Origin of the sequence: Paenibacillus sp. cl6col (genome assembly GCF_900102125.1) — a bacterium.
GTDB lineage: Bacteria > Bacillota > Bacilli > Paenibacillales > Paenibacillaceae > Paenibacillus_B > Paenibacillus_B suaedae.
Genome location: NZ_FNAZ01000003.1, coordinates 742,087 through 756,454, shown reverse-complemented (window position 1 = coordinate 756,454; position 14,368 = coordinate 742,087). Strand labels below are relative to the sequence as shown.

Genomic DNA, 14,368 nt, shown 5'->3' with positions numbered 1-14,368 from the left:
TAGGCTAGGTTAAATATATTTTACTCAATCCATATAGGCCTGAGAACGCATCTGTACTTGATGCCTTCTCAGGCCTTCTTCGTAGGAGCAGAAGAATAGCTTGTCAGTGTGGGATCGCGCATGCCGCCCTTGAAATCTTTCCCTAGATGAATAGGTACGGTATACTTAAAATTGAACTATTTAGGTGGAAAAGGGAGGAAGCGACGACGATGACAGAACAAATGAATCCTATTCTTCATGCTCATGCAGAGGAGCTGGCAGATTTATTGCGCAGCAGCAGGCATGTTGTTTTTTTTGGCGGAGCAGGAACATCGACAGAGAGCGGGATTCCCGATTTCCGATCGGACAATGGGGTATTTGCGGATGATGAGGCATTCCGATATCCTCCGGAAGTCATGCTGAGCCGCTCCTTCTATGATCGTGATCCGGCGACGTTCTATCGTTTCTATCGCGCGAAGATGCTGCATCCCTCTGCGAAGCCGAATGGAGCACATCGTGCATTGGCCCGGCTAGAAGAGGATGGTATCGTGTCGGCAGTCGTCACACAAAATATTGATGGACTGCACCAAGCAGCAGGCAGCAAGGAAGTATGGGGGCTTCATGGCTCGGTGCACCGGAACCGCTGCACCGCTTGCGGAGCGGAATATGGACTGGATGCAGTGTTGAACAGTGAACAGGCTATCCCTTCCTGCATGCAATGCGGAGGGACATTGAAGCCTGATGTTGTACTGTATGAAGAGCAATTGAATGATGCGGTTATTTCAAGAGCGATTGAACGGATCCGGGAGTCGGATCTGTTAATCGTGGGCGGTACTTCGCTTACTGTGCAGCCAGCGGCCAGCTTTGTTCGATTAGCAACGAAGGCGAAGCTGGTGCTGATGAATCGGACGGCGACGAGCATGGATGGACATGCGGATGCGGTATATCGTGAACCGATGGGGGAATTGTTCGCACTCGCATATTACAAGATGACAGGGAAAGAGGTATAGCCCTATGCGCATGATCGGGGTTGACCTCGGGACGACCAATCGCAAGGTCGGACTATTCGATGAGTCAGGCAGACTTCTAGGACAAGCAAGTCGTCCAACCGTTACCGTAGATACGAATGAAGGCTACGTTGTATATGATCCAGATGCGATGTGGAATGACGTATCCGAAATGGTTCGCGAGCTAATGGATGCTCACGGTGAAGTTCCTGTTGATTATATCGGGATTACGAGCATGGCGGAGAGTGGACTGCTCGTGAACCGTCACACAGGCAAGGTGCAATCTCCGCTCCTGCCGTGGTTCGACACATGCTCTTCCGAGCAAGCGGAGCGGGTTCGTCAAGAAGGAACGCCGTTGGAGCTGTTCCAGCGTACAGGACTGCACCTGTCGTTCAAGCATGGATTGCCGAAGCTGCTCTGGCTGAAGGATCGAGATGCGAGTATGTTCAAGCAGGCTGTGTGGCTGTCCGTATCGGGATATATTGCATACCGATTAACTGGTGCAATGGCCTTCGACCCATCGCTTGCGACGCGAACATTTGCATACAGTATGGAGACGGACAGCTGGGATGTCCCGTGGATTCGGCATTTCGGATTGGATGAGCAGATTTTCCCGGAAGTTCTGCAAAGCGGCATACCCCTAGGAACTGTAGCGCCAGAGGTAGCGGGAGCCCTTGGTCTGTCTGCCCATACACGAGTTGCAATTGGCGGGCATGATCATGTCTGTGCAGCACTTGCAGTTGGGGCTGTGCAGCCGGGTGACGTATATGTTTCTATGGGAACAGCAGAGACGCTCGTTGGCACAATCGCGAAGCGTCCACTCGGACAAGCAGAGTTTGATACCGGATTATCCTACGGCTATCATGTTGTGCCGGGTTATCACTTCTGGATGGGTGGCAATGCTTCTTCAGGCGGTGCAGTGGAATGGATTCGGAGACAGCTTGCCGATGAGACATTGTCCTACGAAGAGATTAAGCAGCTCATGAACGATGTGAACGATGGCCCAGGGGAAGCTCTGTTCTTCCCGTATTTGTCGGGAAGCGGCGCCCCGTATCCAAATTCGAAGACGCGTGCTGCCTTTATCGGTCTGTCCAAGTCGCACGGCAAGAAGGAGCTATTGCGGGCAGTATTTGAAGGTACGGCTTATCAGCTGGAGATGATTCGTCAAAGTGCGGAACGCAATTCGGAGCATGAGATTCGCAATATGTGCGCAGTTGGAGGCGGAACAAGGCTTCCTGCATGGTTGCAAATGAAGGCGGATATATCGAATGCAACGCTCGTCGTGCCGCCTATTGAGGAGGCGACGATGCTTGGCGCTGCATGCGCAGCTGCACTTGGGGGCGGGTATTATGCCCATGCAGAGGAAGTGCGTCAGGCGATGCAAAGTCGAGGCGTAGACACCTATCATCCTCATGCAGAGCGTCACCTTCGTTATCAACAGGTATACGACTCACGCTATATGCCTGTTGCAGAAGCGTTGTGCGGGATGTAGCGATCCATTAAGAGAAATGAAAGTTCCATCGGCGTGGAACGAGAGAGCTGGATTCATAACATAACTTGGAAGAAATAACGATAAGAGTCCATATCGAAAGCATTGAAACAACTACAGCATTAGAGTGGATATGTCATTCACATAATAAGGAGCGTTGCTATTTTCTGTTTATCAGGGCAACGCTCCTTTTCATTTAGCTAAATTAGGATTTGTGAAATGGATTCAGCTTATCTACCGCGCGGCGGAACAGCTCGCCAACTGCGCTAGTCTGCTTGTGATCCTGTACGTAGACTCCACCAGTATTCGTAAGGTCTTGAATAAGCTCTGAAATGGATTTGGATGCAGCTTCCTTACGACTGGATTCCGCTAATCGCGCCTGCTGCTCCCACTCTTCCTTGATGCTCAGTCTTTTCATAGGTGTTCCCTCCTAATTCTTGGTGTACATCCATACTAAGATTTACGCTGATAAGTGCTGTCGGGTTGCATAACTTGATTGCGATAGGTTGTAGGAGGCTGCCCATAGAACCGCCGGAATTGTCTCGAAAAATAGAGCGCATCAGGGATGCCGACCGAGGCGGCTATATGCTCAACCGTTAGATCAGGACGTTCTCGAAGCAATTGGCGGCCCTTATCGATTCGCAGCTTCAACAGGAAGGTAACAGGTGTCATGTCCGTTATCCGCTTAAATATGCGAGAAAAATAGGCCCTGCTGTACCCTAAACTCTCCGCGATATGCTCGATGGATAATGGGTGCGCATATTGAGTAGACATCATCTGGATAGCCTGCCGTACGGTCTGCTGCATTTCAGACTCGGGACGCAGTCGATTCGTGTCATCCAATTGCCGCTGCATGCCTGCATATTTCGCCATAATGAGATGGAGACAGCCGTGTGCAATCAGATCGGCTGCTACACTTCGCTCTTGAAAGGCCGTAGTAATGTGCTTCATCTGATAGGGAACATCCATGTGATCGTCTGCACGAATAATGGGGGTTTGTTCCGAGAACCCAGCACGGCCTACGAGGTCATCAGCAGAACTGCCTTGAAAGGCAATCCAGCAGTATTTCCATGGCTTAGCTGCATCGGATTCATAGCTGACGAGGCGTCCGGGTGCGATGAGGAACGCATCCCCCGCCTGAAGCTCGTAAGTTTTCGTTTCCGTTGAAAATTTCCCTTGTCCATCCATAATATGATGGAGCAAATAGTAGTCGTAAAGTTTAGGGCCGACCTTATGAGAGGGGACGGTCTGGCTTTCCCCTGCAAATAGGACGCGTAATCCTTCTTGTTCGACGTAGGTTGGATTTGAAGCAACCGTATAGGTCTCTAGAGCGCTGACGACACTAGCCTCTGCATCGCTAGTTGCAGTTGCTGCCTCTGCCGCTTCATAATTAAGGGAGTCAGTCATAATGAGATCCTCCTTGCGTGTACAATAATAGTATTGTAGCATGAAAATGATGGTAGAGTCACATAAGTCCATATGTAGCGCACATCGATATATTACGAAATCCAGCGGATATTCGTATGATAAATGTAACGGTATCGTATTCACGTGAGACAACGGGAGGTCATTGTAATGGATGCAAGCAAACTACTGGCAGGTTTTGAACAACGATATGGAACGAGTTCTGCACCGGTTCGTTTTTTCCATGCTCCAGGACGAGTGAATTTGATTGGAGAGCATATTGACTATAATGGAGGATATGTGCTCCCTGCCGCATTGGAATTCGGGACGACTCTAATAATCCGTGAACGTGAGGATCAATGCATACGACTGGCGACGACGAATTTTGAATACCAGCTGGATATTGAACTGGATGCACTTGCAGAAGCGAAGCAGGATCAATGGACAGATTATCCAATCGGAGTCATGAATCAGCTCGAGCAATCGGCTCGTGGCTTGACTAGAGGATATGAGCTGCTATTCCACGGAGATATTCCGAATGGGGCAGGATTGTCTTCTTCTGCATCGCTGGAAGTGGTAACCGCTTATGCGCTGCTTACGATGGAAGGGCACAGCATTGATCGAACAGACATCGCTGTATTGTCCCAGCGAGCAGAGAATCAATTCGTGGGCGTGAATTGTGGCATCATGGATCAATTCGCAGTATCGCAAGGCAAGCTGGATCACGCCATTCTATTAATGTGCGATACGTTGGAATATACGCATGTACCTTTCCAGACAGAGGGGTATTGTCTTATTATCGGCAATACGAATAAGCGCCGCGGGCTAGTCGATTCGAAGTATAATGAGCGCAGAGCACAGTGTGATGAGGCGGTACGGGCGCTGCAAGCTACATATCCGCATATGACGCTGCTGGCGCAGCTTACCGCGGAGCAATTCGAAGCTGCGGCCGATACGATTGCAGATGATATCGTGCGTGCACGTGCGGCGCATGTCATTGCAGAGCATGATCGCGTGAAGCAGTCGGTTGAGGCGCTGAAGAACAATGACCTGATTCGTTTCGGCGAATTGATGAATGCATCGCATGACTCCTTGCGTGATTTGTATGAAGTCAGCTGCAACGAGTTGGATATTATGGTAGAGGAAGCACGACATATCGAAGGGACACTTGGTTCTCGAATGACGGGAGCGGGATTTGGTGGCTGCACGGTATCGCTCGTACGTGAAGGGGATGCTGAACAATTTGTCGCGCAAGTAGGTTCCGCATATGAACAGCAGACCGGATTACATCCGGAATTTTATATCTGTCGCGTAGGAGATGGAGTAAGAGAGATCAAGCCTTCTATACAGACAGCAACAATTGGTGAGGAGTGGTAATAGCATGGCAGTATTAGTTACAGGTGGAGCAGGGTATATTGGTTCGCATACGGTTGCGGAATTATTGGCGCGCGGTGAAGAGGTCGTGATTGTAGATTCGTTAGAGACTGGACATAAAGATGCGGTTCTAGGCGGTACGCTTCATATTGGTGATGTTCGCGATAGTGCATTTCTCGATTCTGTATTTGCGCAACATTCTATTGATGCAGTCATTCATTTTGCTGCCTACTCACTTGTAGGCGAGAGCATGAGCAATCCTGCGAAATATTACGATAACAATGTCCACGGCACGCTTGTTCTGCTTGAAGCGATGCGCAAGCATCAAGTGTCCCGGATTGTATTCTCATCAACTGCAGCAACTTATGGGGAGCCGGAGCGCACACCGATCGAAGAGACAGAAGCGACGAACCCGACGAATGTATACGGGGAGACGAAGCTGACGATGGAGCGGATGATGCGCTGGTTCGATCAAGCACATGATATTCGCTACGTTTCGCTGCGTTACTTCAATGCGGCTGGCGCTCATGAGAATGGCAAGATCGGCGAAGATCATAGACCTGAGACGCACCTCATTCCACTTGTATTGCAGACAGCACTTGGCCAGCGGAAGGAAATGAAGGTGTTCGGCAACGACTATCCTACAGCTGACGGCACATGCATTCGTGATTATATCCATGTCAGCGACTTGGCTGATGCCCATGTGCTGGCAGTTGAATACTTGCGCGGCGGCGGTCAGAGCGATGTGTTCAATCTGGGCAGCGGCAACGGGTTTTCGGTTCTGGAAGTGATCCAGACTGCAGAACGGGTTACGGGAAGAAGTGTACCAACTGTGGTGGAAGAGCGCCGAGCCGGAGACCCTGCTGTGCTTATCGCATCCGCTAACAAAGCGAAGTCTGTTCTGGGCTGGAATCCGAAGCGGGATGATCTGAATGTGTTGATCGAGAGTGCTTGGAAATGGCATCAAGCACGTCCACACGGATACGATAGCTGAGGAGGAATGCGAGATGACACAAGGTGTGGAAGGATTAGTTCTGTCGCGAGCATCTGCCCAGCGGGCAAGCTTCGCGATTGAGACCTTGATTCGATATGCAGTACATCATGATCTGATGAATCGGCTTGATATGCCCTATGTTCGCAATCAGCTATTAGCTTTATTCCAATTGCCAGAGCCTTGTTCAAGCTTCCGAGATGAGCAATGGGAAGCAATTCCGGATGAACCGCATCCTATACTCGATGAGCTGCTGGATTATGCCTATAAGAGCGGCATTCTTCCAGATAACACTATGACGCAGCGCGATCTACTTGATGCTCGGATTATGGGGCTTCTCATGGCGCGTCCTTCTGAGATGCAGGACCGTTTCCAACGGATACGGATGACGGATGGAATGGAGCGGGCAACCGATGATTTCTATCGTCTCAATCAAAAGTGCAATTATATTCGGACTGATCGTGTCCGCAACAATGAATACTGGCTTCATATGAGTGAGTTCGGTGAAATGGAAATGACGATCAACTTGTCGAAGCCGGAGAAGAGTCCGCAGGAAATTGCGCTTGCTGCACAGTTGTCCGCATCTCACTATCCCGAATGTCTGCTCTGCGCGGATAATGTAGGGTATGCAGGAAGACTGGATCATCCTGCCCGGCAAAATTTGCGCATTCTCCCAGTGGAGTTGAACGGAGAATCCTGGTATTTCCAATACTCGCCGTATGTGTATTATAACGAGCACAGCATTATTTTCAACAGTGAGCATATTCCGATGAAGCTAACGCGTAATACGTTTGCACGTTTGCTGCACTTTACGGAGCAATTCCCGCATTATTTCATTGGTTCTAATGCTGACCTGCCCATTGTAGGCGGATCGATCCTCAGTCATGATCATTTCCAAGCGGGCAGACATACGTTCCCAATTGAACGAGCGCCGATCGAGACTCGGTTCACGCATTCGGCATACCCTGGCGTAACCGCAGGGATTGTTCGCTGGCAGATGTCAGTGCTGCGGCTGCAAGGTGAGCAGCCGGATGTCCTGCTTCAATGTGCGGATGAAATCTATGAGCAGTGGAAGCTGTACAGTGATGACAGCGTAGGGATTGCAGCGAGTACGACTCGTGACGGGGAATCGATTCGTCACAATACGATCACGCCAATTGTAAGGCGCCGGGGTTCGTTATTCGAGATGGACTTGGTGCTTCGCAACAATCGCACAGATGAGGTTCACCCTGAGGGCATATTCCATCCACACCGAGAGCATCACCATATTAAGAGAGAAAATATCGGCTTAATTGAAGTGATGGGGCTTGCGATTCTCCCAGGGCGTCTGAAGCAAGATATTGAGCGGATTACGACTCTGTTGTCCGAACAAGGACAATGGATGGAGGCAAGGGATCAACTGAAAGAAACCGATAGCCTATATCCTCATCGTGTTTGGGTGGATCAATTACTGGATCAATACGGGATTATGGCAGTTGATAAGGCTAGACAGGTCATTTTGCATGAGATCGGCAATAAGTTTGTGACCATACTGGGTCAAGCGGGCGTATTCAAGCATGATGAGTTGGGACGCGAGGCCTTCTGCCGTTTCGCCATGGCATGTGGGTATGAGCAAGTAAAGCCATGAGCGAATTTTGGAAGACATCGTAATATTAACAATTGAATCCTATTAATACTTAAATATAAGTGATGCTGAATTCTATTAATACTGAGATATAAGAGATACTGAATTCTATTAATAATGAGACATAAGAGATACTGAATTCTGTTAATACTGAGATGTAAGTGATAGTGGAACATAAGGATTAACGAGTGTTGCTGAATGTTATTGATTGTTAGTATAAACGATTGAATCGCATAGATAGTAAAGTACGTAATAGTGCCATTAAAGCAGTATAGAGAGAAGATCAAAAGGGAATGAGGACGGAAGGGGGAGCGGCAGTGGCTGCTTTACAGATGAATACCATTCAGCATGAACGCTGGGGCGAGAGTTTGCACCTAGAGAATGGAACCTATGAGGTAATTGTGCCGCTAACATTTGGCATCCGAATTATGCATTTCAGCTTATGCGGTCAAGAAAATATGCTGTTCGAGGATCGTGAAGGAGCAATCCGCCAGGAGGGAGAAGCGTTCCATGCCTTAGGCAGCGACGGTTGGCTGCTTCGCGGCGGGCATCGGTTATGGGCAAGTCCAGAAGCTTATCCACGGACGTACACGCCGGATGATCGGCCTATTGAATACGTACGAACAGCGTCAGGCGTGAGATTGATTGCTCCGGTAGAACCATGGACGCAATGCGCCAAGGAGATCGAGCTGATTTTTCAGCAAGACGACGTCGTTGTCATCCACCGTATTGCCAATAAGGGAGCATGGCCGATTCAGCTGGCACCGTGGGCGATCACGGTTATGGCACCGGGTGGTACAGCTGTTGTTCCGCAGATTACAAGAGATACCGGCCTGCTCCCAAACCGCTCCATTTCGCTGTGGCCATATGCTGCTATGAATGATGAACGGGTGACATGGGGAGAACGACACATCGAAGTGAAGCAAGTTGCTCACCTGAAGCAAGCGTTCAAGTTCGGTATGCTTCAAGAGGAGGGCAAGGCGTCTTATACAAGAAATGGAATCGTTTTTGAGAAGCGCTATGAACCGATTTCTGGTGCGAGTTATCCGGACGGGGGTTGCTCCTTTGAATTGTATACGAACGAGCATATATTGGAACTAGAGTCACTCGGGCCGCTTGTTACCTTGGAACCAGAAGCTGTAGCAACCCATCAGGAAGTGTGGAGCTTGGCTCCAATCAAGGTTCTGTAATTTGCAATGTGGAATGAAGCGGAGTTCAGTGATTTTCCACAATGAACGAATAGCTAATTAGATGTCTAGTACTTCCATATGAATGATTGAATAGGCATTGCTACAATTGGCGCTGTTCGCTGTATTCTTAGAATATAGCTGTCAGCGCTTTTTCTAATCAGGCAGTGAGACGGTTGGAGGACTGCTGATATAGATGCAGATGAATTGCAAGAACAACTACAAGAACAACCACTAGAGTAATTGCAGGAGTAACTGCAGCCAACAGGGGATCTCCGATATATTGTTGGAATTATTTCTTTACACGGTATTCCGATGTCCTTCATAATGGTCATGAGATACATACAGCTTACGTATCAGATCGGAATTGTAAAGGCAGGTATTCGATATGAAATGGAAAGAGGGGAAACGGGACATGAAAACATGCAAGTGGTTAGCAATGTGCATGGCGGCAGTGCTTGTGCTGCTAACAGGCTGTCAATCAATTGGCGGACTTGATGTGACGAAGGTCATGAAGAAGCAGCTGGACATCAACTCGTATGAAGCACAGCAGACGATGAGCATTCATTTTGAGCCGGCATCTGGCAAGCTGCAAGATGATGATACTGCAATGATAAAAGCATTCAACGATGCGCAATTGACAATTCAAGTGAAGGCGCAGGATGCCCAGCGTTTTTCGATGAGTGGCAAGCTGAAGGTGGCAAGCGACGAGGTTCCGTTCACAATTGGCAGGAAAGACAATCGCATGGCGCTTAAGCTGGAGGGAGCTAAATCCCCTATTGTAATGAGCAATGATATGAATACTCAACTTTTATCTACGGTTCAACCTGCTTCAAAGCAATTGAAGGCTTTTACTGAATCTACGATAACGCTATTTGGCAAGCATGCACCGAATCCTCAAAATGCATCTGTAAAGCAAGTCACAGAGCAAATAATGGGACAATCGCTGCCATTATCGCAGCTCCATATTGAATTCGGAGGCAATGAACTGGTGCCATGGGTGAAGCAACTGCTTCAATCTGCTTTGAAGGACGAAGAGGGCATGAAGGCTTGGTTTCTGGAAATGGGCAAGTGGTACGTACCGATGCTAACGGCTGCGCTTTCGCAAGCAGCTCCTGAGATGGAGGGAGAGGTTCCAGATATGCTGAAGGATGGCGAGGCATTTGGATTATCGGCGTACAAAATGTTCAAAGAACAGCTGCCATCCATCATTTCACAGCTCGATCAAGGTTATGAGGCTTGGGTGAAGAGCAATCCGGACGCGGCCGTTCTGCTCGGGCCAGATACGAAGCTCGTCTTGGATCTGTATGCAGATCAGGAATCGAATATTCGCAAGCTGAATGCATCGCTGGCGATCGCTGTTCCGGCTTCTGCTGGAGCTCCGTTCAAGAAGGTTACCATTAACCAATCAACCGAATACAGCAATCTGAATGGAAATGTGAAGGTGGATGACGTGGATTTCTCCTCTTCCGTATCCCTAACAGATCCAGAGATGACGCCTGGCAAGTGGCTCAGACACTTCGACCCTTCATCTGTAGCGCACAAATGGCTGAAGCAAGTGGGAGTAACGAAGAAGTGGACGACAATCCCAGTCTCAACAACGAACTATGACGACTGGTTCTATGATGATATGGCGCTGCCGTATACGAAGAGTGGAACGATGATGGTTCCGCTGCGCTTTATTACGGAGGAATTCGATGCGAAGCTGAAATGGGAAGGCAAGACGAAGCTAACCATAACTGATGATATTACGGGAGCAGTAGCGGAACTAACGATGAATAGCAAGCAGGCGAAGGTTGGTGGGCAGACGCTTGTCATGCCGCTAGCACCAGAAGTGAAGGATGGGCAATTATATGTTCCGCTCCGCTCACTGTCGCAAATGCTAGGCTTCACGTTTACGATCAATAAACATGACGGGTCGCAGTGGCTCGAACTGAACCGTGAGTAACGGTTACGGTATGCTAATCGTGCTCATCTAATAGCAAGAACAACAATAAGGGAAGCTGATTAAGGGGAAGGTTCCTCTTCAATCCAGCTTCCCTTATGTATGATGAGGGCGATGCATTGCTTGCAAGGATACGCGTCTAACTAAAGCCGTGCAGGCGCGACATCTCTTGGGTCACCTGCAGCAGCATGCTGATCCAGCGATCGACATGAGGCTCCATTCGATCACTCGGGCCGATTAAGCTAATAGATGCATGTACAGAGCCATCACCATGGAAGATCGGTGCAGCAATGCCCGTTACGCCAATATTGCGCATGTTCGAGCTCATCTCATAGCCCTGTTCACGGATATTTGCAAGACGCTCGCTCATTTGCTCGCGCTCCGTGATGGAGTAGTTCGTAAAAGCAATCATTGGTTCTTCAAGCAAGGCCTGCTGCAGCGACTCCGGACTATAGGCCAGAATAACGCGCGAGGCACTTGTCGCATAGAGCGGAAACCGCCGATAGGCATCAATGATGAAGCGGATTGGCAGCGGGGAGTCGAGCTTGTCGACATAGATCGCGTCCTGCTGATCGCGAATACATAAGCATACCGACTCCTTCGTCAATTCTGCGAGCTGCTGCAAGTAAGGTCTTGCAAAGCTGACCATATCATCATCGTTTTTTACCTTATTTCCTAATTCCAGCAGTGTATACCCTAATGAATACAGCTTCGTCCGTGGATGCTGCTTGATCAGTCCTTCGCTCTCCAAGGTGGTCAGCATTTTATGGACAGCCCCCTTAGACCACTGCAATTCGCGGCTTAAATCCGTGACTCCCCATTCCTTCGATCCGTGAAGAAACAGCTTCAGCAGTGTACAGCATTTCTGAACGGATGACAGATAGTGCTCCATATTCTCTCTCCTATGATCGTACTAGCCGATATTTTCAATTGGTGGCATGATGCTGACAAATGGAAATATGGCGTTGTTCAAGTAATTGTGCGAGTGCTGGGTACAAATTGTGTTAAAATGTGACAAATTTCATGGTTCTATATTGAACATACCATGCCCCTATGCTAAAATCAAACCAAGATTCACCAATTATAAACACTGTTCACGAATAGTGAACAAATTTGGGGGAGGAATACAATGAAAGCACGTCGCTGGGCATCATTGATATTAACTTTAACCTTGATCGGCTCTTTGTTGGCTGCTTGCGGATCTTCAAATTCCAGCAGCAAAGATGGAAGCGGTTCCAATGGTTCGTCTGTGGAAGGTGAATTGGTTATCGCCGGGAATGGAGCTACGGTGGAGACCTTGATGAAGGACGAAATTTTCAAAAAGTTCAATGAAAAATACCCAGACGTAAAGCTGTCCTATGTATCGGGCGTATCGACAGATATTGTGGCCAAGGTCACGGCGCAGCAGGGATCTCCGCAAATTGATGTAGCCGTCATTGAAGGTGGCGAGCAGGAGGCAGGCCGAGAGAAGGGACTATGGGAAGCACTAGATCCTGCACAGATTCCGAATATGTCCAAAGTTGACGAACAACTGAAGATCAATGAAAACAGCGGCGTAACGGTCAACTATACCCCAATGGGCATCTCATACAATGTCAAGCTGGTGAAGGAGAAGGGACTGCCTGTACCGGAGTCTTGGAATGATCTTGCTCTTCCTGCCATGAAGGGAAATATTACGCTGACAGAAATGTCGAGCAACTTCGGCCGTTCAGCCACCATTATGCTTGCTTATGCCAATGGCGGTTCTGAGAAGGACATGGCTGCAGGCTTCGATAAGCTGAAGACGATTGCAGGTTATATGCCGACATTCGCGAAGACCGCGGCTCAGCTGCAGCAGAATTTGCAAAATAATACGGCAGCCTATACAGCTTGGACGATGGCAAGAAGTATCGTACAGAAGGATCAAGGCGTGGACTTGCAGTTCGTCATTCCGAAAGAAGGCGCCAACATCGTGCCGAACGTCGCTTCCCTAATCAAGGGTGCGAAGCATCCTAATGCGGCCAAAGCATTCATCGATTTCCTTCTGACGGATGAAGTTCAGACGCTGTATGCGACGAAATTGTATTACAACACGGCTGTTGATGTGAAGCTGCCTGAGGATACAGCGAAGCTGCTTGATTTTGATAAAAGTAAAATTGTGAAATTTGACTATGGTGTCATTAGTGACAATACGAAGCAATGGCTCGATCAGTTCAATAAGGAAGTAGCGCCTCTCGTAGGTAAATAACTTATAGATAATTAGGATGGAGGATAGCTCATGACGATCACGTACGACGTAGAATTGCAGGGCGTTCATAAGCGCTTCGGTGGAACGGTCGTCGTTGACAATTTCAACTTGGGAGTGGAACGGGGAGAGTGTGTTACTTTCCTCGGGCCTTCGGGTTGTGGGAAGACGACGACATTAAATATGATCGCCGGCTTCTTAGAACCGGATGGAGGAGAACTGCGAATTAAAGGCAAACCCATGCATGGTGTCCCAGCGAATAAACGAGACCTCGGCATGGTATTTCAGACGTACTCGTTATTTCCGCATATGACAGTGGGGGAAAATGTTGCATACGGCTTGAAGCTGAGAAAGACATCGAAATCGGAGATGGCGGATCGCGTGAAGAAGGTGCTTGATCTCGTGAAGCTTCCGCATGTCATTGATCGATATCCGAAGCAATTGTCAGGAGGACAGCGGCAGCGGATCGCTATCGCACGGGCACTTGTGACGGAGCCGTCACTGCTGCTGCTGGATGAACCGCTTAGTAATCTCGATGCGAAGCTAAGAGAGGAATTGCGGGAGGAAATGAAGCGTCTGCAGCAGGAAATCGGCGTAACGACGATATTTGTTACACATGATCAAGAAGAAGCAATGTATCTCTCGGATCGAATTGTCGTGCTCGATCACGGAGCCGTAGAGCAGATTGGGACTCCCGAGCAAATCTATCATGAGCCGGCCTCAGCGTTCGTGCATGAGTTTATTGGCAAATCCAATCGCTTCGAAGCTACTGTCGTTGCTGTAAACGATCATTGGGGGGAGCTGCGTACAGCAGGAGGAATAAGGCTAAAGGCTGAACGGAATGGATACTCGTTCAAGGAAGGAGAGCAGGTGCTCGCTTATGTCCGGCCTGAACATATTCGAATGGAAGCAGCACGATCGGAAGCTGGAGATTCCTCGAATGAATCCAATTGCTCACATGGAGCTGTTTCGCTGGTGTCCTTCCTTGGTTCGTATGGAGAGATGGTTGTACGAACAGCCGATGGTTTGATCAGTGTGCGAACTCATTCCCAGCGTCGTCATCAGCATGTGTCAGACGAACAGCTGGTGAAGCTTACATGGGATGAGCAAGATGTCATCGTCTTCCCGCGGAAGGAGGGCTAGC

12 protein-coding genes are annotated in these 14,368 nt (G+C 48.9%); 9 read left to right on the top strand and 3 right to left on the bottom strand.

Annotation, left to right across the window (positions count from 1 at the left end):
- Positions 1-209: 209 nt before the first annotated feature.
- A complete protein-coding gene (locus BLS15_RS11450; protein WP_254777326.1) occupies positions 210-989 on the top strand; it encodes an NAD-dependent protein deacylase in 780 nt (259 codons plus the stop codon).
- A gap of 4 nt (positions 990-993) precedes the next feature.
- Positions 994-2,478 carry an FGGY-family carbohydrate kinase gene (locus BLS15_RS11445; protein WP_028531376.1) on the top strand — a complete coding sequence of 495 codons (1,485 nt, stop codon included), beginning with the start codon at positions 994-996 and terminating at the stop codon, positions 2,476-2,478.
- A gap of 202 nt (positions 2,479-2,680) precedes the next feature.
- On the opposite strand, the gene BLS15_RS11440 is transcribed toward BLS15_RS11445, so the two are convergent.
- Both BLS15_RS11440 and BLS15_RS11435 read right to left on the bottom strand, forming a co-directional pair.
- On the bottom strand, positions 2,681-2,893 hold the full coding sequence (locus tag BLS15_RS11440; RefSeq protein WP_028531375.1) for a hypothetical protein: 213 nt from the start codon (positions 2,891-2,893) through the stop codon (positions 2,681-2,683).
- Between the two features lie 35 nt (positions 2,894-2,928).
- Positions 2,929-3,882: an AraC family transcriptional regulator gene (locus tag BLS15_RS11435; RefSeq protein ID WP_021256979.1), complete on the bottom strand. Its 954-nt coding sequence runs from the start codon at positions 3,880-3,882 to the stop codon at positions 2,929-2,931.
- Positions 3,883-4,050: 168 nt separating this feature from the next.
- Between BLS15_RS11435 and BLS15_RS11430 the strand changes: the two genes are divergently transcribed.
- From BLS15_RS11430 to BLS15_RS11410, 5 genes are all read left to right on the top strand, one after another.
- Complete coding sequence (locus BLS15_RS11430) at positions 4,051-5,256, top strand: galactokinase (RefSeq protein ID WP_021256978.1); 1,206 nt, start codon at positions 4,051-4,053, stop codon at positions 5,254-5,256.
- A 4-nt stretch (positions 5,257-5,260) separates the two neighbouring features.
- Positions 5,261-6,247: a UDP-glucose 4-epimerase GalE gene (galE, locus tag BLS15_RS11425; protein ID WP_021256977.1), complete on the top strand. Its 987-nt coding sequence runs from the start codon at positions 5,261-5,263 to the stop codon at positions 6,245-6,247.
- A gap of 13 nt (positions 6,248-6,260) precedes the next feature.
- Positions 6,261-7,871, top strand: coding sequence for a UDP-glucose--hexose-1-phosphate uridylyltransferase (locus tag BLS15_RS11420; RefSeq protein WP_090511475.1), 1,611 nt, complete (start codon positions 6,261-6,263; stop codon positions 7,869-7,871).
- 314 nt (positions 7,872-8,185) lie between these two features.
- Positions 8,186-9,058, top strand: coding sequence for a hypothetical protein (locus BLS15_RS11415; RefSeq protein WP_028531373.1), 873 nt, complete (start codon positions 8,186-8,188; stop codon positions 9,056-9,058).
- A gap of 412 nt (positions 9,059-9,470) precedes the next feature.
- Positions 9,471-11,003, top strand: a complete 1,533-nt coding sequence (locus BLS15_RS11410) for a copper amine oxidase N-terminal domain-containing protein (protein ID WP_021256974.1) — start codon at positions 9,471-9,473, stop codon at positions 11,001-11,003.
- A 136-nt stretch (positions 11,004-11,139) separates the two neighbouring features.
- Here BLS15_RS11410 and BLS15_RS11405 read toward each other — a convergent pair whose 3' ends face one another.
- Complete coding sequence (locus BLS15_RS11405) at positions 11,140-11,892, bottom strand: IclR family transcriptional regulator (protein ID WP_021256973.1); 753 nt, start codon at positions 11,890-11,892, stop codon at positions 11,140-11,142.
- Between the two features lie 237 nt (positions 11,893-12,129).
- Between BLS15_RS11405 and BLS15_RS11400 the strand changes: the two genes are divergently transcribed.
- Both BLS15_RS11400 and BLS15_RS11395 read left to right on the top strand, forming a co-directional pair.
- Entirely contained in the window at positions 12,130-13,227 is a 1,098-nt protein-coding gene (locus tag BLS15_RS11400) for an ABC transporter substrate-binding protein (protein WP_021256972.1), read from the top strand.
- Positions 13,228-13,257: 30 nt separating this feature from the next.
- A complete protein-coding gene (locus tag BLS15_RS11395) occupies positions 13,258-14,367 on the top strand; it encodes an ABC transporter ATP-binding protein (protein WP_021256971.1) in 1,110 nt (369 codons plus the stop codon).
- The last annotated feature ends 1 nt before the right edge of the window (position 14,368 follow it).